Origin of the sequence: Croceibacterium salegens (assembly GCF_009827435.1) — a bacterium.
Lineage (GTDB): Bacteria > Pseudomonadota > Alphaproteobacteria > Sphingomonadales > Sphingomonadaceae > Croceibacterium_B > Croceibacterium_B salegens.
The window spans coordinates 142204-162039 of the sequence record NZ_WTYM01000036.1 but is presented as its reverse complement, the minus strand read 5'-3'; the positions used below and the strand labels follow the sequence as shown (position 1 = coordinate 162039).

Annotated in this window: 21 protein-coding genes; 14 read left to right on the top strand and 7 right to left on the bottom strand. The window is 65.5% G+C overall.

Features of this window, described 5'->3' with window-relative positions; translation table 11 throughout:
- Nucleotides 1-34: 34 nt before the first annotated feature.
- Nucleotides 35-2305, bottom strand: coding sequence for a glycine--tRNA ligase subunit beta (gene glyS / locus GRI89_RS08875; RefSeq protein ID WP_159794247.1), 2271 nt, complete (start codon nt 2303-2305; stop codon nt 35-37).
- 136 nt (nt 2306-2441) lie between these two features.
- Nucleotides 2442-3341, bottom strand: coding sequence for a glycine--tRNA ligase subunit alpha (locus tag GRI89_RS08870; protein WP_159794245.1), 900 nt, complete (start codon nt 3339-3341; stop codon nt 2442-2444).
- Nucleotides 3342-3501: 160 nt separating this feature from the next.
- Between GRI89_RS08870 and GRI89_RS17795 the strand changes: the two genes are divergently transcribed.
- The 6 genes from GRI89_RS17795 to pth all read left to right on the top strand — a co-directional run bounded on the left by GRI89_RS17795 (nt 3502) and on the right by pth (nt 7540).
- Nucleotides 3502-3921, top strand: coding sequence for a hypothetical protein (locus tag GRI89_RS17795; protein WP_201290899.1), 420 nt, complete (start codon nt 3502-3504; stop codon nt 3919-3921).
- Nucleotides 3918-4115: a helix-turn-helix transcriptional regulator gene (locus tag GRI89_RS08865; RefSeq protein ID WP_328598172.1), complete on the top strand. Its 198-nt coding sequence runs from the start codon at nt 3918-3920 to the stop codon at nt 4113-4115. Before GRI89_RS17795 ends, GRI89_RS08865 begins: the two co-directional genes overlap by 4 nt.
- A gap of 91 nt (nt 4116-4206) precedes the next feature.
- Nucleotides 4207-5103 carry a TraB/GumN family protein gene (locus GRI89_RS08860; protein WP_159794243.1) on the top strand — a complete coding sequence of 299 codons (897 nt, stop codon included), beginning with the start codon at nt 4207-4209 and terminating at the stop codon, nt 5101-5103.
- Nucleotides 5100-5951, top strand: coding sequence for a TraB/GumN family protein (locus GRI89_RS08855; RefSeq protein ID WP_159794241.1), 852 nt, complete (start codon nt 5100-5102; stop codon nt 5949-5951). The genes GRI89_RS08860 and GRI89_RS08855 overlap by 4 nt, the downstream gene beginning before the upstream one ends.
- 134 nt (nt 5952-6085) lie before the next feature.
- Complete coding sequence (locus GRI89_RS08850; protein WP_159794239.1) at nt 6086-6763, top strand: 50S ribosomal protein L25/general stress protein Ctc; 678 nt, start codon at nt 6086-6088, stop codon at nt 6761-6763.
- A gap of 207 nt (nt 6764-6970) precedes the next feature.
- Nucleotides 6971-7540, top strand: coding sequence for an aminoacyl-tRNA hydrolase (gene pth, locus GRI89_RS08845; protein ID WP_159794237.1), 570 nt, complete (start codon nt 6971-6973; stop codon nt 7538-7540).
- Between the two features lie 9 nt (nt 7541-7549).
- Here the strand turns inward: pth and GRI89_RS08840 are convergent, their stop codons facing one another.
- Nucleotides 7550-8125, bottom strand: a complete 576-nt coding sequence (locus tag GRI89_RS08840) for a c-type cytochrome (RefSeq protein ID WP_159794235.1) — start codon at nt 8123-8125, stop codon at nt 7550-7552.
- 221 nt (nt 8126-8346) lie between these two features.
- Here GRI89_RS08840 and GRI89_RS08835 point away from each other — a divergent pair, with 221 nt between their 5' ends.
- The 4 genes from GRI89_RS08835 to ychF all read left to right on the top strand — a co-directional run bounded on the left by GRI89_RS08835 (nt 8347) and on the right by ychF (nt 10900).
- Nucleotides 8347-8721 carry a hypothetical protein gene (locus tag GRI89_RS08835; protein WP_159794233.1) on the top strand — a complete coding sequence of 125 codons (375 nt, stop codon included), beginning with the start codon at nt 8347-8349 and terminating at the stop codon, nt 8719-8721.
- 10 nt (nt 8722-8731) lie between these two features.
- A complete protein-coding gene (locus tag GRI89_RS08830) occupies nt 8732-9148 on the top strand; it encodes a GNAT family acetyltransferase (RefSeq protein WP_159794231.1) in 417 nt (138 codons plus the stop codon).
- 78 nt (nt 9149-9226) lie between these two features.
- Nucleotides 9227-9733 carry an AAA family ATPase gene (locus tag GRI89_RS08825; protein ID WP_235913017.1) on the top strand — a complete coding sequence of 169 codons (507 nt, stop codon included), beginning with the start codon at nt 9227-9229 and terminating at the stop codon, nt 9731-9733.
- Between the two features lie 63 nt (nt 9734-9796).
- The gene (gene ychF / locus GRI89_RS08820) at nt 9797-10900 is read left to right on the top strand and encodes a redox-regulated ATPase YchF (protein ID WP_159794229.1); all 1104 of its coding nucleotides are present in this window, start codon (nt 9797-9799) and stop codon (nt 10898-10900) included.
- 60 nt (nt 10901-10960) lie between these two features.
- On the opposite strand, the gene GRI89_RS08815 is transcribed toward ychF, so the two are convergent.
- A complete protein-coding gene (locus tag GRI89_RS08815) occupies nt 10961-12247 on the bottom strand; it encodes a tetratricopeptide repeat protein (RefSeq protein WP_159794227.1) in 1287 nt (428 codons plus the stop codon).
- 291 nt (nt 12248-12538) lie between these two features.
- Between GRI89_RS08815 and gyrA the strand changes: the two genes are divergently transcribed.
- The 3 genes from gyrA to GRI89_RS08800 all read left to right on the top strand — a co-directional run bounded on the left by gyrA (nt 12539) and on the right by GRI89_RS08800 (nt 16658).
- Nucleotides 12539-15325, top strand: a complete 2787-nt coding sequence (gene gyrA, locus GRI89_RS08810) for a DNA gyrase subunit A (protein ID WP_328598171.1) — start codon at nt 12539-12541, stop codon at nt 15323-15325.
- 71 nt (nt 15326-15396) lie between these two features.
- Complete coding sequence (locus GRI89_RS08805; RefSeq protein ID WP_159794225.1) at nt 15397-15810, top strand: ester cyclase; 414 nt, start codon at nt 15397-15399, stop codon at nt 15808-15810.
- A 71-nt stretch (nt 15811-15881) separates the two neighbouring features.
- Entirely contained in the window at nt 15882-16658 is a 777-nt protein-coding gene (locus tag GRI89_RS08800; RefSeq protein ID WP_159794223.1) for a MerR family transcriptional regulator, read from the top strand.
- Here the strand turns inward: GRI89_RS08800 and GRI89_RS08795 are convergent.
- Nucleotides 16655-17299, bottom strand: a complete 645-nt coding sequence (locus GRI89_RS08795) for a lysoplasmalogenase family protein (RefSeq protein WP_159794343.1) — start codon at nt 17297-17299, stop codon at nt 16655-16657. The genes GRI89_RS08800 and GRI89_RS08795 overlap by 4 nt on opposite strands.
- A 74-nt stretch (nt 17300-17373) precedes the next feature.
- On the opposite strand from GRI89_RS08795, the gene trmFO reads away from it, so the two are divergent.
- Complete coding sequence (gene trmFO, locus GRI89_RS08790) at nt 17374-18741, top strand: methylenetetrahydrofolate--tRNA-(uracil(54)-C(5))-methyltransferase (FADH(2)-oxidizing) TrmFO (RefSeq protein ID WP_159794221.1); 1368 nt, start codon at nt 17374-17376, stop codon at nt 18739-18741.
- 7 nt (nt 18742-18748) lie between these two features.
- Here trmFO and GRI89_RS18265 read toward each other — a convergent pair whose 3' ends face one another.
- Together GRI89_RS18265 and GRI89_RS08780 are read right to left on the bottom strand one after the other, a co-directional pair.
- Nucleotides 18749-18952, bottom strand: coding sequence for an EF-hand domain-containing protein (locus GRI89_RS18265; protein ID WP_328598170.1), 204 nt, complete (start codon nt 18950-18952; stop codon nt 18749-18751).
- Nucleotides 18953-19247: 295 nt separating this feature from the next.
- The gene (locus GRI89_RS08780) at nt 19248-19769 is read right to left on the bottom strand and encodes a hypothetical protein (RefSeq protein ID WP_159794219.1); all 522 of its coding nucleotides are present in this window, start codon (nt 19767-19769) and stop codon (nt 19248-19250) included.
- Between the last annotated feature and the right edge of the window lie 67 nt (nt 19770-19836).

Below are 19836 nucleotides of genomic sequence, written 5' to 3'. Positions count from 1 at the left end.
ACGCCGGGTCACACATGCCGCCCTCTGAAAAAATCTAGCCCTCGATCCGACTGAAATCGGCCACATTGTGCACTGCAGCACGAAAGCGTGCAAGTAAGTCGAGGCGGGCGCTGCGCTTGGTCTTGTCCTCGGCATTTACCGTCACTTCATCGAAAAACCGGTCGATCGGGGCACGCAAGCTGGCCAGCGCGGTCATCGCGGCAGCAAAGTCCTCCGCCTCGATCGCTGACCCCGCCTTGGGTTCGGCCGAATCGAGCGCCTCGATCAGCGCCTTTTCCGCAGGTTCGGGCGTGTAGGAAAGTTCTTTCCCGTGCCGCTCGGCCATCTTGGCCTCGACCACGGCCCTTAGATCGGGATCGTCGACCATCGCCAGCGGGTCTTCCTCGCCAGTGCGGGAGATTTCACCCTCGATGCCGCGCCAGTCCTCTTTCTTGAGGATGTTGGCCGCGCGTTTGTACCCGGCGAGCAGGTTGGCGCCGTCGTCCGAACCGAGGAAGTCTGTCAGCGCCCGTGCGCGGGCTTCGACCCGGTCGACACGCAAGTCCATGCGGCCCTGCCAATCACGCGACGCCGCGATGTAATCGTGGCGCACACCCTCGTCGCGCAATTGCACGGCAAGGCGATCCAGCAGGAAGGCGGAGACCTTTTCCGCGAGGGCGACATTGGGACGCCCATCCCACGCGTGCACCACCGTATCGAGCGATAGCTTAAGGCCATTCGCCTGGACGAGCCGCAGGTACCCCAATGCAGCCCGCCGCAGCGCGAAGGGGTCCTTAGACCCGGTCGGCAGGATGTCGATCTTGAAGAAGCTCAACAGGTTGTCGAGTTTGTCGGCAAGGCTCACGGCAACAGTCGTGGGTGCAATCGGAACTTCGTCGTCCGCCCCGGCGGGCTTGTAGTGATCGCGGATGGCGTCGGCGACTTCCTCGGAAATCCCCTCGGCGCGCGCGTAATAGCCGCCCATCAGGCCCTGCAGTTCGGGAAACTCGCCGACCATTTCGGTAACGAGGTCGGCCTTGCACAGTTCGGCAGCCTCACGGGCGAGCTTGTGATCGCCGTTCGGTTCCTTGGCATCGAAGACCAGCCAGTCCGCAAGCTTTGCGACCCGGTCGACCTTTTCTCCGACGGTTCCGAGCTTCTCGTGGAACGTAATCCTGTCGAGCTTCTGGGCCTGTTTGCGCAGCGGCACCTTGCGGTCCTGCTCCCAGAAGAAGCGCGCATCGCTGAGGCGCGCGGCGAGGACCTTGCGGTTGCCGTCGACGATCGCCGCGCCGCCGTCTTCGGCCGAGATGTTGGCGGTGCAGACGAAGGCGTTGGCGAGGCGCAGATTCTCCCCCTCTGGGGGAGGTGGGCCGGACGCGCCAGCGGCCGGGTCGGAGGGGGCTGCACGCCCACTTCCCCCACCGTCAGCGCTTTGCGCTGCCACCTCCCCCAGGGGGGGAGAGTCGGTCAGCACGAAATACTTCTGGTTCACCCGCGCGGTGAGCTGGATGACCTCGGGCGGGACGTCGAGGAACGCCTCGTCGAAGCGGCCGAGCAGCGGAACCGGCCATTCTGTCAGCCCGGCGTTCTCGATCACCAGTCCCTCGTCGGCGACCAGCGACAGGCCCGCCTCGGCAGCGACTTTCGCGGCACCCTTGCGGATCATGTCCTGCCGCTCCTCGTGATCGACGATCACGTGGCAGGCGCGCAGCTTTTCGGCGTAGTCGGCGGCCGATCCGATGGTGACTTCGCCGCTGTGGTGGAAGCGGTGGCCCTTGGTGACGTAGCCGCTGGCGATGCCGCCGACTTCGCACGGGACGAGGTCATCGCCGAGGATTGCGACGATGCCCGACAGCGGGCGGACCCAGCGCAGGCTCTCGGTCGAGATCGAATCCGCACCCCAGCGCATCGACTTGGGCCAGGGGAAGGCGCGGACGATGGCCGGGATCGCCTCGGCGAGCAGGTCCTTCACTGCCCGGCCCGGCTTTTCAATCACCGCGAACCAGGTCATGCGACCTTTGACATCGCGCAGTTCGAGCTGGTCGCGGGAGACGCCGGCCTTGCGGCAGAAGCCTTCGATCGCGTCATCGGGCGCGCCTTCGGGCGGTCCCTTGGCTTCCTCGCTGACGGCCTCGGTTGCTTCGGGCAGGTCCCTGGCGATGAGGGCAAGGCGGCGCGGGGTGGACCAGACGGTCACCTCGCCCGGAGTTACGCCGGCGGCCTCAAGCTCCCCGCGGAACAGCTTTTCAAGATCGGCACGCGCACCGGCCTGCATCCGCGCGGGGATTTCCTCGCAGCGCAGTTCGAGGAGGAAGTCAGTCATTGCCAGAAACTCCCCCCGTTGGGGAGGTGGCAGCGCGCAGCGCTGACGGAGGGGGCGCGCCTAGCGAAGCACCAGCCCCCTCCACCACCTTCGGTGGTCACCCTCCCCCAAAGGGGGAGGTTCTTGCCCCGCCCACTCACGCCGCCCACTCCGGATACTCGGCGGCCCAGCGATCCTTCTCCTTGGCCATGTAGGCCTCGCACGATCCGCGCGCCAAATCACGCACGCGGCCCATGTAGCTGGCCCGTTCCTGCACGCTGATCACGCCGCGCGCCTGCAAGAGGTTGAACACGTGGCTCGCCTCGACCGCCTGCTCGTAGGCGGCGATCGGCACGTCGTGGGCCAGCGCGTTGCGGCACTCGGCCTCGGCCTTGTTGAACAGGTCGAACAGGGCGTCGGTGTTGGCGACTTCGAAGTTCCACTTCGACATCTGCTTCTCGTTCTCGAGGAACACCTGCCCGTAAGTGTAGCCACGCCCGTCGAAGTCGAGATCGTAGACGTTGTCGACGCCCTGAATGTACATCGCGAGGCGTTCGAGCCCGTAGGTCAGCTCGCCGGCGACCGGGCGGCAGTCGAACCCGCCCATCTGCTGGAAGTAGGTGAACTGGGTCACCTCCATCCCGTCGCACCAGACCTCCCAGCCCAGCCCCCAGGCACCGAGCGTCGGGCTTTCCCAGTCGTCCTCGACGAACCGGATGTCGTGCTTGAGTGGGTCGATGCCGATGACTTCGAGGCTGCGCAGGTAAAGCTCTTGCAGGTCCGGCGGGCTTGGCTTCAGGATCACCTGGTACTGGTAATAGTGCTGCAGCCGGTTGGGGTTTTCGCCATAGCGCCCGTCGGTTGGGCGGCGGCTCGGCTGCACGAAGGCGGCGTTCCATGGCTCCGGCCCGAGCGCACGCAACGTGGTCGCGGTGTGGAACGTCCCCGCCCCCATGCGCATGTCGTAGGGCTGCAGGATCAGGCACCCCTGCTCGCTCCAGAAAGCATGGAGCGCAAGGATCATGTCCTGGAAACTCAGGGCGTCGGAACGGCTCATGGCGCGGCGCTTTGCAGGATGCCCCGTTACCCGTCAATGCCACCTGCTCAAAGCAAGTAGGGCTTTCTTTTTGTCAGGTTCTCTTGACTTCGTCAGCTTATGACGACAAATCGTCAGGTGGACCTGACATAGAGTCGGGTGGAATTGCTCGGAGGATACCGTGCCTGCAATCGGAAAGATCTTCTACTCGCCCCGGACTTTCGACCTTGTCTTTGCCGGAGCGGGACTTCTCGCGGTCTTTGGACTGGTCTCCCTGGCGGGCAAGCCTTTCCCGGCCATAGAAGCGCCGGACAGCCCGCTCCTGAAGGGAGTGATCGTCCTCGCCGTGGTCATCGCCGGCGGCGCAATGTCGCTGGTCACCACCCGCGTCGACCAGAAGTGCGCCGACGACTTCGTGTTTTCGACGCTGACGAAGTCGGCGTTCCAGGGCTTCATGGGCTACATCCTTGCCTCGACTCTCTGGGAAGTCCTCTTCTCGCATTCGATCGGCGCCATCTCCACTCCGATCAGCATGATGATCGCGATGGGCAGCTGGAGCCTCGCCTACCTCCTCACCCGCTGGAAGGGCACGCGGGCGTGAAGAACCGCCTCAAGGTCCTGCGCGCCGAACGCGACTGGTCGCAGGCCGACCTTGCCGAACGGATCAGGGTTTCTCGCCAGGCGGTCAACGCCATCGAGACGGGCAAGCACGATCCCTCGCTGGCGCTCGCCTTCCGCATCGCCCGACTGTTCGAAACGCATGCGGAAGACATTTTCTTCGCCGACGAGGAGTAATTGCGACAGAATTGATACACCTCTCCCCCTACCCTAGCGGCGACCGGTGCCTTAGATAGGATGAAAGCCACAGGGACCGCACTCCGCACCGATGTTTTCGCTTCGCAAGCTTGCCGCGACAGTCTTCGCCTCCGGGCTCGCGCTCGTGCTGCCCGGCTGCGCGACGAACCTCTATGCGCCCGATCCGCAATATGTCGCGCCGGCGATGTGGAAAGTCGCCGACAAGGACACGACCATCTACCTGTTCGGCACGGTCCACGCGCTGAGCAAGGAAACCGCGTGGTACGGCGGACCGATCGAACAGGCTTATGAATCGTCCGACGAGCTGGTGACCGAGATCAAGCTCGGCGATCCGGTCGGCGACGCAACGGCGATCGTCGAGCGCGCCGCCCTGCCGGCCGGCGAGAACCTGCGCGACCTGATGACGGTGGAAAATCGCGCCAAGTACGAAGAGACGCTGGTCTCGCTCGGGCTTCCGGTCGATGCTATGGACAAGTTCGAGCCGTGGTACGCGGCGATGACGCTGTCACTGCTGCCGGTCATGCAGAAGGGGTTCGACCCGCAAAGCGGTGCGGACACCGAACTGGCGGGCAAGGCCGAGGGCAAGCAGCTCGCGGCGCTGGAGAATGTCAACGACCAGATCGACATCTTCGACGGGCTGCCGATGGACGCGCAACTCACTTTCCTCGCCGAGACCGTCGGGTCGGTCGGCCAGGCGGCCGATGAGCTCAACGTCATGGTCGGCAAGTGGCTGCAGGGCGATGCCAAGGGCCTTGCCGCGGTGATGAACGAAGAGCTCGACGATCCGGTCCTCTACAGCCGCCTGCTGACCCAGCGGAACGCACGCTGGGCGGACTGGATCAAGCAGCGCATGGAGCAGCCCGGCACGGTCTTCGTCGCCGTCGGCGCCGGGCACCTTGCCGGCAAGGGCAGCGTGCAGGACGTATTGCAGAAGCGTGGTGTCAAAGTCACCCGAGTCAGGAAATGATCCGCCGGCTACTTCTGGCGCTGGCCGGGGCGGCGCTGCTGGCCGGCTGCGGCGAACCGGCGCGCGACTGGCCCGATCCCAAGCCCGCCTTGTGGGAAGTGACAGGTCCCGAGGGTCAGCAGGGTTGGCTGTTCGGAACGATCCATACGCTGCCCGCCGACGCCCGGTGGCGCACTCCCGCGCTCGACAAGGCGCTCGGCGCGTCGGGCACACTGCTGGTCGAAGTCGCCGACCTCGACGACACGGCGCGCGCGGCGGGGGTCTTTGCACGGCTGTCACGATCCGAAGGGCTACCGGTCCTGTCCGAGCGTGTCGAACCAAAGGACCGGCCCGCCCTCGCGCGGTTCCTCGACCGGGCCAATGTCGACGACGATGATTTTTCCGACATGGAAACCTGGGGGGCAGCACTGGTCATCTCCAACCGGGCGCGGCCCACGCGTGAGGAACAGAGCGTCGACAAGCAGCTGATCGCCGCCGCCCCGAGTGTCGTCGGGCTCGAGACCTACGAACTGCAATTCGGCGCGTTCGATACCCTTCCGCCTGCCGAACAGGCGGACCTGCTGATCGCCCTGTCGCAAGACGTCACCGGCCAGGACAAGCGCATCGAGGAATGGCTCACCGGCGATCTTGCTGGCCTCGAGCGCGACAGCGCGGCCATCCTCGGCGATCCGGAATTGCGCCTCGCCCTGCAGGTCTATCGCAACAAGCGCTGGACGCCGACCATCGCGTCGATGATCGCCGACGGCAAGAAGCCCTTCGTCGCGGTCGGCACCGCGCACCTGTTCGGCGAGGATTCGGTGCCGTCGCTGCTCGAAGCGGCGGGCTACAAGGTCACGCGTATCCAGTAGGATCGGCCCCGGGCCCGCTAGCCTTGCCCATAATCCTTGCAACGCCGCGCCCTTTCCACTAGGGGCGCGCCTTCCGTCATGGTCATCCCTGGAGGCGTGGCGGCAAACCCAATGCAATTCGAAAGGTAAATGCGATGAGCGATGCTCTGACCCTGCCGGCCGAAGCGCGCGAACGGGCTGGCAAGGGAGCCTCCCGTGAACTGCGCCGAAATGGCCGTGTCCCCGCCGTGATCTATGGCGGCAAGGAAGAACCCACCCCGATTCACGTCGAGGCGAAGGAATTGGTCCGCCAGCTTGGCACCGGCCACTTCATGAACTCGATCGTGATGATCGACATCGGCGGCAAGTCGGTGCGCACCCTGCCCAAGGACGTTTCGCTGCACCCGGTCACCGACCGCCCGGTTCACGTCGATTTCCTGCGCCTTTCGAAGGACGCCAAGATCCAGGTCGCCGTGCCTGTGGTGTTCGTCAACGAGGAAGCCAGCCCCGGCCTCAAGAAGGGCGGCGTGCTCAACGTCGTTCGTCACGAGCTCGAACTGGTCTGCGAATCCGACAAGATCCCCGACGAGATCTCGCTCGACGTCACCGGCCTTGAGGTCGGCGATTCGATCCACATCTCGAACGTGACGCTGCCCGCTGGCGCGGAGAGCGCCATCACCGACCGCGACTTCACCATCGCCACGCTCGTCGCCCCGTCGGCGCTCAAGCGCGCCGAAGGCGAAGCTGCCGAAGCCGGTGAGGCCGCCGAGGCTCCCGCAGCCGAAGCCGAAACCGCCGAAGAGGCTGGCGAAGAGGAAGCGACCGAGGAGTAATCCTCCCGCTTTCACTACCGGACAAACGAAGCGCCGGCTCTCGCAAGAGGGCCGGCGTTTTCCTTTCCGGGACTATTCCTTCCCCGTTCGTGTCGAGCGAAGTCGAGACACGCCAGCACCGCACTCGCGCATCTCGACTACGGACTTCGTCCTCCGCTCGATACGAACGGGGGTTGTGCCGATACCAGCGACGGCTAAGCAGCGCGCATGCTACTCTGGGCAGGCCTTGGAAATCCCGGTCCGCAGCACGCGATGCAGCGGCACAACGTCGGCTTCATGGCGCTCGACGTCATCGCCGACATGCACGGCTTCGGACCGGTGCAGAAGAAGTTCCAGGGCTGGCTGCAGGAAGGCCGCATCGGCGGCGAGAAGATCCTCCTGCTCAAGCCGGCGACCTACATGAACGAGAGCGGCCGCTCGGTCGGCGAGGCGCTGCGCTTCTACAAGCTCGGCATCGAAGCGCTGACGGTGTTCCACGACGAGCTCGACCTCGCCCCGTTCAAGGTCAAGGTCCGCACCGGCGGCGGGCTGGCGGGCCACAACGGGTTGCGCTCGATCGACCAGCACCTTGGCCCCGACTTCCGCCGCGTCCGCCTCGGCATTGGGCATCCCGGCCACAAGGACCGGGTCCACGGCTACGTCCTGGGCAACTACGCCAAGGCCGAGATGGACGACCTCACCGACATGCTCGCCGCGGTGAGTTCGGAGGCAGCATGGCTGGCCAAGGGCGACGACGCGCGGTTCATGAGCGACGTGGCGCTTCGGCAGCAGTCGTGAGCGGCGCGGCTACTGTTTCCCATCCCCGCGCGGCGCTGGAAGGTGCGCCTGGATGTAAGCGCTGACGGCCCAGATTTCGTCGGCCGAAAGGCTGTCCTTGAACGCAGGCATCGCGGTCCCGAACTGGGCGCCGCCTTCGGCTACGGTCCAGTAGATGAACGGATCCCACCGGGCCATCGGCATGTCGGACAGCCAGGCAAGGTTCCCCGGAGGCGGCGAGAGTCCGCGGCCGGCTTCGCCATCACCATAGCCCTTCTCGCCGTGGCAGGACTGGCAGTTCGCGGCATAGATCGATGCTCCGCGATCCACCGTCTCCTGCGTAAGCGGCAAGGGATTGGTCATCGAGGCATAGGGTTGCGGAATTCCCCACATCATGGCCACGTGGTGGCGCGGCATCGGGCCCGACCCGCTCCATCCGGGGCCCATCTGCCACATGTGGCCCTCTCCCCAGCGGCCCCATCTCATGTGCCCTTGCCCCGCCTGGGCGACCTCGTCAGGCTGCTGCGAGTGCGTCGGCTGCGAACAGGCGATCATGCCGAGCAGAAGCGAAGGAATGAAAAGGATGGCGGTTTTGTAGATGCTCATGTGCACCTCCACGACGGAAATCGGCACTTGTCCGAAGTCATCATAATTGCCGGCCAGCGCACGACCTTGATGCCAGTCAAATCTACCACATGCAGCGGCAAGTTCCGAGGTGGAAGGACTTGCCAAAGGCGGTGACGTGCGTTTCATGAGCGACGTGGCGCTGCGGCAGCAGGCCTAGCTCCGCCGGGTATTTCGATGGGGCAATTCAGGGGAGACTGCACGTGGCGATAACCAGGATGATCCTTCTCGCACCGTTGGCGCTTGCCGCTTGCGGCCCGAACGTGCCGGGGGAATCGGCGGAATCCTCGGCGACGGCAATCAACGCGATGCTGCCCGACGACCTCGGCGCCGGCGCGATCATCACCACTGCATCATCGGACGGGAACCTGCTGATCCTCAATGTGGTCAACATGCTCGAAATCGAAAGCCCCGATGCCGACAAGGTGACGGCCGATTCCGTGCGGCGATTTGCCTGCCGCGATGCGACGTACAAGATGGTGACCGCAAAGGGCATCGAGATCCGCTTCGACCTGACCGGGACGAGCGGGCGCAAGCTACCCTCGGTCATGCTCGACAAGTGCCCGCAGGCTGCCTGAGTCCGATCCGATGATCCGGGAAGCTACTGCTGCCGACCAGTCGGCAGTGACCGCGTTGTGGGAAGTGTGCGGACTGACGCGGCCGTGGAACGACCCCGTCGCCGACTTCACCCGTGCGCTCGGATTCGACGGCAGCACCGTGTTCGTGGTCGAAGTGGACGGCCTGATCGTCGCCAGCGCGATGACCGGGTACGACGGGCACCGTGGCTGGGTGTACTATCTGGCCGTCGCACCTGAGCACCGGCAGCAGGGTCTTGCCCGGCAGTTGCTCACGGCTTGCGAGGTATGGCTCGCGGCGCTCGGCTGCCCGAAGGTCGAGCTGATGGTGCGCGACGGCAATCCCGATGCAGCGGTCTACGAGAAACTCGGCTGGGAAGCGCAGCCGGTGCGCGTCTTCGCCCGGTGCATCGCAAAAAGGGACGCTTAGGTTGGTAACAGCAGCCTGCCACGGGGCGCAGCCAACCAGGTGAGCGACGTGGCGCCCCACCAGTGGCAATGAGGCGGCATGGAACGCGTGATGATCATCGGCCCCTGCGGCGCCGGCAAGTCGACTCTCGCATTTGCGCTGGCCGAGCGGACCAGGCTGCCGCTGTTCCACATGGACAAGCTGGCGTGGAAGCCCGGATGGGTCGATCGCGGCAACGATGAACTGCGCGAAATCCTCCGCCCTATCGTCAGGCAGGATCGCTGGCTCATCGAAGGCAACTACGGCAGCACGATGGTCGACCGGCTGCCCTATGCCGACACCGTGGTCTACCTCGACTTTCCGATCCGGCTTTGCCTGGCGCGCATTCTCAAGCGCTTCCGGCAGTACCTTGGCCGCACCCGGCCCGAAATGACCGAGGGTTGCCCCGAGCGGCTCGATCCCTTGTTCCTGTGGTACGTCATGCGCTGGAACGCGCACTCCCGTCCCAGGATCGAGGAACGGATCGCTCCCTTTGCCGACAAGGTCGTGCGACTGAAAAGCCCACGCGAAGCGAAGGAGTGGCTGGCGAGGATTCTACCTGCCTGATCGCTGGCAATTGGCGCCTTCGCCCGCTAAGGGCCGCGCCACACCTCACATCCGGAGTCATTCATGGGTTTCCGTTGCGGAATCGTCGGCCTGCCCAATGTCGGCAAGTCCACGCTGTTCAATGCACTGACCGAGACGCAGGCGGCGCAGGCGGCGAACTATCCGTTCTGCACGATCGAGCCGAACGTCGGCCAGGTCTCGGTGCCCGACGAGCGGCTCGACAAGATCGCCGCCATCGCCAAGAGCGCCAAGATCGTACCGACGCAACTCGCCTTCGTCGACATCGCCGGACTGGTGAAGGGCGCGAGCAAGGGCGAAGGGCTCGGCAACCAGTTCCTCGGCAACATCCGCGAGGTCGATGCGATCGTCCACGTGCTTCGCTGCTTCGAGGACGACGACATCCAGCACGTCGCCAACAAGGTCGACCCGATCGCCGACGCCGAAGTGGTCGAAACCGAGCTGATGCTGTCCGACCTCGAGAGCCTCGAAAAGCGTGTCCCGGCGGCGCAGAAGCGCGCCACTTCGGGCAACGACAAGGAAGCCAAGCTGATGGTCAGCGTGCTCGGCCAGGCGCTCGAGCTGCTGCGCGAGGGCAAGCCGGCGCGGCTGACCGAGCCGAAGGACATCGAGGAAGAGCGGGTATTCCAGCAGGCCCAGTTGCTCACCGCCAAGCCGGTGCTCTACGTCTGCAACGTCGCCGAGGAAGACGCGGCGAATGGCAACGAGCTATCCGCGAAGGTGTTCGAGAAAGCCAGGGCGGAAGGTGCCGAAGCGGTCGTCGTTTCCGCCGCGATCGAGAGCGAACTGGTCGCCATGCCGATGGAAGAGCGGGCCGAATACCTCGAATCGCTCGGCCTGACCGAGAGCGGCCTGAGCCGGGTCATCAAGGCGGGCTACAAGCTGCTCGGCCTCAAGACCTTCTTCACCGCCGGCCCAAAGGAAGCGCGCGCCTGGACCTTCCCCTCGGGCGCCAAGGCGCCGCAGGCGGCGGGCGAGATCCACACCGACTTCGAACGCGGCTTCATCCGCGCCGAGACCATCGCCTTCGACGACTACGTCTCGCTGGGCGGTGAAACCGCCGCACGCGAGGCCGGCAAATTGCGCCAGGAGGGCAAGGAATACCTCGTCCAGGACGGCGACGTGATGCTGTTCAAGTTCAACGTCTGACACGAAAACGGCGCGGGAACCGAAGTCCCCGCGCCGTAAACAATTCACCGAACGCCTGAATCAGGCGCCGGTCGACTTCTTGGACCCGGCATAGGCGATCCACATCTGCGCGACGGCCTGGTTGCCGCCGGCCACCTGGCCGAGCGTGGCAGTGCCTTCGTCGTACTTGCCCTGCATGACCTGTGACATGCCGAGGCGCAGCAAGGCCTGCTGGCGGTCGTTGACGCCCTTGTCGAGCGCAGTCTTGAACATGTCTTCGGCCTGAGCGTAATCGCCGAACGACAGGAACGCGTTGGCGTTGCCGAGGGCGATCTTGCCGGTCGCCGACGAGCGGGCCTCGTCTACGGACGCGGGAACGTCCTTGCGGTCCCCGGCGGCGCGCGGCTCGGCGTCGGCCAGGTTGTCCGTGTAGAACGGTTCGTTGGCCTGGAACACGCCCGCCTGCTGTCCTTCATGGAGAACCGACACGACTTCCGCCGGCAGGCCGCTTTCTGCCGCCGTCCTGACGTATTCCTTGTACTCGTAGGATTCCTTCATCGAGCTGGTTGCGCGCATCAGGCGCAGCAGGTCGAGCGACGCCTGCGTGTCGAGACCGCCGACCCGTTGGACCGTCTGCAACGCAATCTGCCAGTTCTTCTCTGTACCGTTGTTGGAGACCAGACGCTTGGAATATTCGAGAACCGCATCGGTCTGCTTGGCGTCGAGCGCGACCTTCAGCCCGCGCATGATCCACTGGTCGTCGACCGGCAGTCCGGCGGCGGCGCGCTTGTCGAGCAGGCCGGAAAGATAGGTCAGCCCCTGCGCCGTCTCGTTGTTGTTGAAGTAGGTGTCGGCAATCAGGACGTCGGGCAGGCCTTCGGTGTAACCGGCATCGGCGGAGGCCTGGTAATACTGGCGCGCCGCGGGCCAGTTCTTTTCGCCGGCGGCGAAGCGGGCGAGGTAGTAGTTGAAGACGCCCACCTGCTCGGGCGGCGTCTTGCCGCTGGCGAGGGACAGTTCCAGGCCCTGCTTCTGAACGCCCGTGTCCTGCAACTTGCCACCCAGCGAAATGAGCGACTGGCCCATCACGTAACGGTCCTGGTCGTTCTCGATCGTCGCGGTGACCGATGGGACCATCGCCTTGGCGGCAGCGAAATCGCCCGCTTCCGCGTTGACGATAGCGGCATAGGGTTCGTAGGCATCGGCGAAGGCCTTGGAGTTCTGGTTCTCCTTGGCCACCTTCTCCTTGGCGAAGGCCGGCGCCGTCATTGCAGCGCTGCCGAGCACGCCGCCCGCGGCGAGCGCGAGCGCCAGCGCCAGCGGCGAGCCGAACCGTCGGCTGGGGGCATGAGTGGACTTGCGAAGCATCGGTATTCTCTCCTGTCGGAAACTGTTGCCTTGCGGCCATAACTATACGCGCGCCTGCCTCTGCCGGGGGACGCGGCGTTTTGCAAACCGGTTATCGTTTTCCCGGGGTGAATAGCGATTGAATGGGCCGTTTTTGCGGCGCAATCCGGCGGTCCGTGGGAATTGAGCGGCAAGTGTGGAAAAAGCGTCGTTCGATGCCCATCTGAGGGACCCTAAGCTGGCTAAGACCTGCCCCTTCCCGTAGGGTCCGCGCCGAGCCAAATCCGACAACAGAACAGGCATTTTTCGCAGGTGAGCGACGACACTGACATTATCGATCCCCCGATCGAAGGCGGCGGGTACGATCGCATCGACATCGTCGATGAAATGAAGACGAGTTACCTCGATTACGCGATGAGCGTGATCGTCAGCCGCGCGCTGCCCGATGTGCGCGACGGCCTCAAGCCGGTGCACCGGCGAATCCTCTGGGCGTGCCACGAAGGCGGCTTCGTCGCGGGCCGGCCTTATCGCAAGAGCGCCAAGATCACCGGCGACACGATGGGCAACTACCACCCCCACGGCAACCAGGCGATCTACGACGCGCTCGCCCGCATGGTGCAGCCGTGGTCGATGCGCGTGCCGCTCATCGACGGCCAGGGCAACTTCGGCTCGATGGACCCCGATCCCCCGGCCGCCGAGCGTTACACCGAAGCGCGATTGGCCAGGGTTGCCAACGCGCTGCTCGACGATATCGACAAGGACACCGTCGATTTCGTCGACAACTACGACGGCAGCCGCCAGGAACCCTCGGTCCTCCCGGCGCGCTTCCCCAACCTGCTGGTCAACGGCGCCGGCGGCATCGCGGTCGGCATGGCGACCAACATCCCGCCGCACAACCTCGGCGAAGTGATCGACGGCTGCTTTGCCTACATGGACAACCCGGCGATCAGCTCGGAAGAGCTGATCGAGTACATCCCCGGCCCCGATTTCCCGACCGCGCCGCTGATCCTCGGCAGCGCCGGGGCGCGGTCCGCCTACACCACCGGGCGCGGATCGATCATCATGCGCGCGCGCCACGTGATCGAGACCGGCCGCAACGATCGCCAGTCGATCGTCTTCACCTCGATCCCCTACCAGGTCGGCAAGGCCAACCTCGTCGAGAAGATCGCCGAGGCGGCGAAGGAAAAGCGGATCGAAGGCATTTCCGACATCCGCGACGAATCCAACCGCCAGGGCGTGCGCGTGGTCATCGACCTCAAGCGCGACGCGACGGCCGAGGTCGTACTCAACCAGCTGTGGCGGCATTCGCCGGCCCAGTCGAACTTCCCGGCCAACATGCTGGCCATCCGCGGCGGCCGGCCCGAAACTCTCAACCTGCGCGACTTCATCCAGTCGTTCATCGCCTTCCGCGAGCAGGTCATCACCCGCCGCACGAAGTACGAACTGAACAAGGCGCGCGACCGGGCGCACGTCTTGCTTGGCCTGGTCGTGGCCGTCTCGAACCTCGACGAGGTCGTGGCGATAATCCGCGGCGCACCGAACCCGGCAGAGGCGCGCGCCCGGCTGCTGGCCAAGGAATGGCCGATCGGCGACATCGCCCAATACATCCGGCTGGTCGAGGCGATCGAGCCCGATTCAAGCGAAACCGGTGGTACCTATCGCCTGTCCGAGCGGCAGGTGAAGGCCATCCTCGATCTCAGGCTGCATCGCCTGACCGCGCTCGGCCGCGACGAGATCGGCGACGAGCTCAAGGAGCTTGCCGTTGCGATCGCGGAATATCTCGCGATCCTCGCCGACCGCCGCCGCCTCTACGAGGTGATGCGGCAGGAGCTGGCCGAGATCAAGGATGCCTACGCCACCCCGCGCCTCAGTGAAATCGCGCCGGCATGGGACGGTCTCGACGACGAGGACCTGATCGAGCGCGACGAGATGGTCGTGACCGTCACGCTCGATGGTTACATCAAGCGCACCCCGCTCTCGACCTTCCGCGCCCAGCATCGCGGCGGCAAGGGCCGCGCCGGCATGGCGACCAAGGAAGAAGACGCGGTAATGGAGATGTTCGTCACCTCGACGCACAATCCCGTGCTGTTCTTCTCGACCGCCGGGAAGGTCTACCGCCTCAAGGTGTGGAAGTTGCCCGAAGGCGGCCCGCAGACACGCGGGCGGCCGATCGTCAACCTGCTCCCTCTCGATGACGGCGAGACCATCGCTACCGTCCTGCCGCTGCCGGAGGACGAGGCCACCTGGGGCACGCTCCACGTGGTCTTCGCCACGGCAAAGGGCAACGTCCGCCGCAACTCCATGGACCTGTTCACCAACGTCCCCAGCAACGGCAAGTTCGCCATGCGCTTCGAGGAGGGCAGCGAGGACCGGCTGATCGGCGTGCGCCTGCTCGAGAGCGGCGACGACGTCCTGCTCGCCAGCCGCCAGGGCAAGGCGATCCGCTTCGACGGCGAGGATGTGCGCGAGTTCCAGAGCCGCACCAGCACCGGTGTGCGCGGCATGAAGCTGAAGGGCGACGACGAGGTCGTTTCACTTGGCGTGCTCGCCGGAGGGTCCGCATCGCCCGACGAGCGCGACGCCTACCTGCGCGTCGCCCCGTGGAAGGCCGACGAGGATGCGCCGCCGCTGTCCGACCAGCACGCTGCCATGGCCGAGGCAGAGGAATTCATCCTCACTGTTTGCGCCAACGGCTACGGCAAGATGAGCTCGGCGTACGAGTATCGCCAGACCGGCCGCGGCGGCCAGGGCGTGACCAACATCGATAACATCGCCCGCAACGGACCGGTCGTCGCCAGCTTCACCGCGACCAAGGACCACCAGCTCATGCTGGTGACCGACAAGGCCAAGCTGATCCGCATCTCGCTCGCCTCGCTGCGCGTCATCGGCCGCGGCTCGGCCGGCGTGCGCCTGTTCGATGTCGGCAAGGACGAGCATGTCGTCAGCGCCGTCCGCATCGACGAGGAGGAAGCTCCCGAGAACGAGGCGGAGGAAATGGTGGTCGAGGAAATCCTCGCGGGAGAGAGCGGTGCGACAACCCAACCCGAGACTCCGGCGGCCCGGGATGAAGACATCGACGGAGACCAGCCCGATAGCTAGCTCGCTGAAAAGGGTTCGCAATTCCCGATTCGCCGGTTAACCTCCCCTTCTATCGATCAAGGGGGGATCAGATGGGAATCAAGGAAACCGCTTTCGAATTCTTCGACGCTTGCGAAACCGGCAAGGGTTGGGACGTGTGCAAGCAATGGTGCCACGAAGGCGCCGGTTTCGCCGCACAGACCGGCGCGCTTGCCGACGTGACGACGCTAGAAGGCTATGCCGAATGGATGAAGGGCCTGCTCGGCCCGATGCCCGATGCGCGCTACGAACTCACCTGCTTCGCGGCCGACGAGGATCGCGGAACGGTCTGCGGTGCGGCAGTGTTCCATGCGACCCATTCGGGCGAAGGCGGCCCCGTCCCACCGACGGGCAAGTCGCTCGTCGCCGATTATTGCTACGTCATGCACTTCGAAGGCGGAAAGATCGCCCGCATGACCAAGATATGGAACGACGGCTATTCGCTGGCGCAGCTCGGCTGGGCCTGAAAACCGCGCTTGACCCTCACGCGGCGTGAGAGACTATTGAGTCGTCCTTGCGAAGGAAGGACGACGAAGAAATGGCCAATTACACCGTCAAGCAGCTTGCGCGCCTGTCCGGCGTGTCGGTGCGCACGCTGCATCACTATGACGAGATCGGCCTGCTCAAGCCGTCCTTCGTTGGCGAGAACCGCTATCGCTACTACGGCCGCGAGGAACTCCTCCGCCTGCAGGACATCCTGTTCTACCGCGAACTGGGTGTCCCGCTTGCGGATATCCCTCGCCTGATCGAGACCGACGGCCGCGACCGACTGGCCATCCTCGCCGAGCATCGCACGATGCTCGCCGACCGAGTGAAGCGCTCCCGCCAACTCCTCCGCACGATTGACCGCACCATCGCGGACATCAAGGGAGAAGAGACGATGACCGACAAGGACATGTTCACGGGCTTCGACGAAGCCAAGCAGGCGGAATACGAGAACTGGCTGGTAGACCGCTTCGGCGGCGATACGCGAAAGCGGATCGAGGCCAGCAAGGCCGGACTCGCATCGCTCGACAAGGACGTCCTTGCTGCCCGCCTGGCCGAGGGCAAGGCGGCTTCGCATGCCCTGGCAGACGCCTTCAAGGCCGGGACGGAAGCAGAAGACCCCGCAATTGATCCCCTGCTCCAACGTCATCACGCGTGGATTGCGGCAATGTGGAACAGGGAGTGCTCACCCCAAGCCTATGTCGGACTATCCGTCCTCTATCTCGAAAACGCGGACTTTCGCGCGACATTCGAAAGGGAGCGGGAAGGTTTCGCCGAATGGCTGTCGGCCGCGATGAAAGCCTACGCAGCCCGGCTGGAAGCGGCCTAGAGCCGCCGCTGCAGCCGGTCGAGGACGCCGATGCAGATCAGGAACTGGCCAAGATAGTAGAGCGGCCAGATCAGCCACGTCTGCCACTGCTGACCCATCAGCGGCCCCATCCCGGCGATGATCAACAAGTCCGAAGCGAGGAACATCACCGCGCCGACACCGACCCGGTAGCGTGAAAACGCGCTGAGCCAGGCGCAGGCGGCCATGCCGCCCACCGTGAGGCCGTACAGCGCGGCCGGCAGGGCCTCGCTGCGGTCGAACGGAAACAGCCAGCAGATCGCCGGGGTGAGCAGGAGCATTGCCGCCGCGGCGATCTTCTGCGTCGTGGCGGTATGTTCGCGCGGGTGCCTGAGGTAGAGCGCGATGGCGCCAAGCTGGTACCCGGCGAAGAGCAGCGCCCCGGCGACCCGGTCGACCTCCATCGCGATATCGCCGAACGCGGCGACGATCATGATCGCTCCGAGGTGGTAGGCGTCGCGCCCGCGGTGGCGCATGAAGGCGTAGAGCGCCAGCAGGCCGCAGGCAGCGCCCTTGAGCGGGACGAGGAACAGCTCGGGCAGCGGCGATTGGCGCAGGACGAAGAACGCCAGCGCGGCGGCCATGCTGGCCAGCAGGATCGGCCGTTTCTCGCTCAGCGCCATGTTCGACACGAATCCACCCTCCGGGTTTGCTTGGGCTTGATGCAGGACGCCTACAAGCACTAGGCGCCTTAGCAATGTCTTACGATGTCCACATCATCGGCGGTGGCCTAGCCGGCAGCGAAGCGGCCTGGCAACTCGCCCGGCGCGGCGTGCGCGTGCGCCTTTCGGAAATGCGCGGGGGCGGCGACATGACACCGGCGCACCAGGGCAGCGGGCTGGCCGAACTGGTCTGCTCCAACTCGTTCCGTTCCGATGACGACGAAAAGAACGCCGTCGGCTTGCTGCACCATGAGATGCGGCAGCTCGATTCGCTGATCATGCGGGCCGGAGAGATCGCGCGAGTGCCTGCCGGATCGGCCATGGCTGTCGATCGCGAGGCGTTTTCGGCCGAGGTCGAGAAGGCGCTCGACCAGCACCCGAACGTCGAGGTGGTGCGCGAGAGGATCGATGCCCTGCCCGCTTCCGGACCGACCATCGTCGCCACCGGCCCGCTGACAGCGGCGGCGCTGGCGGAAAGCATCGTCGCCGCCACCGGGCAGGACCGCCTCGCCTTCTTCGACGCCATCGCTCCGATCGTCCATTTCGACAGCATCGACATGGAGGTTTGCTGGATGCAGTCGCGGTGGAACAAGGTCGATCCGTCAGGCGGCGACGGCAGGGACTACATCAACTGCCCGATGACCAGGGAGCAGTACCTCGCTTTCCACCAGGGCCTGCTCGACGGCGAAAAGGGCAGCTTCAAGGAATGGGAGGCGAACACCCCCTATTTCGACGGTTGCATGCCGATCGAGGTCATGGCGGAGCGCGGGGTCGATACCTTGCGCTTCGGGCCGATGAAGCCGGTGGGGCTCGACAACCCGCACGACACGACCCCCGAATTCCCGCAGGGCCGCTGGCCCTATGCCGTGGTGCAGCTGCGGCAGGACAACAAGCTCGGCACTCTGTGGAACATGGTCGGCTTCCAGACCAAGCTGAAGCACGCCGAGCAAGTCCGCCTGTTCCGCACCATCCCGGGCCTGGAGAACGCCGAGTTCGCCCGGCTCGGCGGGCTGCATCGCAACACCTTCCTCAATTCGCCGACCCTGCTCGACCGGCAGCTGCGGCTGCGCGAGGCCCCGCACATCCGCTTCGCCGGGCAGATCACCGGCTGCGAAGGCTATGTGGAAAGCGCGGCGGTGGGCCTGCTCGCCGGCATGATGGCGGCGCACGAGGTGACCGGCGCGGAGTGGACCGCCCCGCCCGCTACCTCGGCGATGGGCGCGCTTCTGGCGCATATCACCGGCGATGCCGAGGCGGAGAGCTACCAGCCGATGAACGTCAACTTCGGCCTGTTCCCGCCGCTTCATGACATCGGCAAGAAGCAGCGCAAGGAAGCCTACACCGGACGCGCCAAGGCCGACTTCGGCGCCTGGCTGGCGGCACTGGACCGCGTACCCGCCTAGGCGGACCTCACGACGTGCACGCGCAGGTATTCGCCGAGCGCGGCTTGGGCTTGGGCGCGCTCGTGGCGAACTCGGCCGGGGTCAGCTTGCTGTCGCCATTGCCGTCCATCTCCGCAAAGCGATCCGAGGTGGTGACGGCCCATTCCTCGAAGGTCGGCAGGTTGTTCCCGTCAACGTCTAGCGCGCGGAAGCCGTCGGTACGGGTCGCCATCATCTCGTTGCGGGTGATGACGTGGTCGCGGTTGCTGTCGTAGCGATAGAAGCGCTGTTCCTCGCGGGTCAGTTCGCTCGCCTCGGGCGGCGCGGGACCTTCGAGCCCGGCGATGTCGGCGCTGGGCAGCCCGGTCGGCGTGGCAAGCGATTCAGGCGACGGCGGCGGTGCGCCGCGCTCGACCTCCGCGCGACCCTGCGACTAGACCAGGGCAATCGCAAAGAGCACCAGCACGCCCAGCGCGCCGATGACCATCCTGTTCATTTCGCGACCCTTTCTCGGGCGCGACAATAGCCTAACGGCCGAACATGCCAACCCGCATTGCCACCAGCGCCGCGCCGCGCCCTTCGAGCAGAGGCCGTCCCCCCCGGACTATGGACCGGCGGCCCAGAGCGCCGAGGATGGCGAGCGGGCGCAGTTCGGGCTGGCGTGGCAAGTCAGCGTCCTCCCGCGATGCCATAGCAATCACCCGTTCGCGCTCGGCGGGATCCGAAAGGTTGGCGGCGAGATCGGCAAGCGCCCAGTTGCGGCCGGCCTGCGCCGCCGCCGCATCGCGCACTCCCAGTTCGTCTGCGAGCGCTGCGAAGGCCGCTGTTCGGCCTGCGGCAAAGCGCTCGATCACACCCGCATCAAGCGCTTCATCGACAAGTCCTTCCCACCCATCGACGAGGGAAACCAGCGCTTCGGGCGAGCGCCAGCCACGCAATTGGTCAAGCACCGGATCGCCCTGCGGCCAGTTCCCGGGAGGCTCGCCAAGCCGGTCCCGCCACCAGGCAATGCGGACCTGCGCGAGCAGCGGTTCGTGGGCATTGCGCACGAATGTGGCAAGCCGCAAATCGAGCGCGAGAACCGCTAGAATCGGCCCCCGCGCACCGGTCCGCGCA

What these genes read in the sequence shown, in the direction of transcription:
- GRI89_RS08855 (WP_159794241.1), top strand. Translation starts at nt 5,100, where the DNA reads ATGATCCGCCGGCTACTTCTGGCGCTGGCCGGGGCGGCGCTGCTGGCC.
- trmFO (WP_159794221.1), top strand. Translation starts at nt 17,374, where the DNA reads ATGTCTTACGATGTCCACATCATCGGCGGTGGCCTAGCCGGCAGCGAA.
- GRI89_RS08825 (WP_235913017.1), top strand. Translation starts at nt 9,227, where the DNA reads ATGGAACGCGTGATGATCATCGGCCCCTGCGGCGCCGGCAAGTCGACT.
- GRI89_RS18265 (WP_328598170.1), bottom strand. Translation starts at nt 18,952, where the DNA reads ATGGCGACCCGTACCGACGGCTTCCGCGCGCTAGACGTTGACGGGAAC.
- GRI89_RS08840 (WP_159794235.1), bottom strand. Translation starts at nt 8,125, where the DNA reads ATGAGCATCTACAAAACCGCCATCCTTTTCATTCCTTCGCTTCTGCTC.
- ychF (WP_159794229.1), top strand. Translation starts at nt 9,797, where the DNA reads ATGGGTTTCCGTTGCGGAATCGTCGGCCTGCCCAATGTCGGCAAGTCC.
- GRI89_RS08800 (WP_159794223.1), top strand. Translation starts at nt 15,882, where the DNA reads ATGGCCAATTACACCGTCAAGCAGCTTGCGCGCCTGTCCGGCGTGTCG.
- GRI89_RS08815 (WP_159794227.1), bottom strand. Translation starts at nt 12,247, where the DNA reads ATGCTTCGCAAGTCCACTCATGCCCCCAGCCGACGGTTCGGCTCGCCG.
- GRI89_RS08860 (WP_159794243.1), top strand. Translation starts at nt 4,207, where the DNA reads ATGTTTTCGCTTCGCAAGCTTGCCGCGACAGTCTTCGCCTCCGGGCTC.
- pth (WP_159794237.1), top strand. Translation starts at nt 6,971, where the DNA reads ATGCTACTCTGGGCAGGCCTTGGAAATCCCGGTCCGCAGCACGCGATG.
- GRI89_RS08795 (WP_159794343.1), bottom strand. Translation starts at nt 17,299, where the DNA reads ATGGCGCTGAGCGAGAAACGGCCGATCCTGCTGGCCAGCATGGCCGCC.
- GRI89_RS08850 (WP_159794239.1), top strand. Translation starts at nt 6,086, where the DNA reads ATGAGCGATGCTCTGACCCTGCCGGCCGAAGCGCGCGAACGGGCTGGC.
- GRI89_RS08830 (WP_159794231.1), top strand. Translation starts at nt 8,732, where the DNA reads ATGATCCGGGAAGCTACTGCTGCCGACCAGTCGGCAGTGACCGCGTTG.
- GRI89_RS08870 (WP_159794245.1), bottom strand. Translation starts at nt 3,341, where the DNA reads ATGAGCCGTTCCGACGCCCTGAGTTTCCAGGACATGATCCTTGCGCTC.
- glyS (WP_159794247.1), bottom strand. Translation starts at nt 2,305, where the DNA reads ATGACTGACTTCCTCCTCGAACTGCGCTGCGAGGAAATCCCCGCGCGG.
- GRI89_RS08805 (WP_159794225.1), top strand. Translation starts at nt 15,397, where the DNA reads ATGGGAATCAAGGAAACCGCTTTCGAATTCTTCGACGCTTGCGAAACC.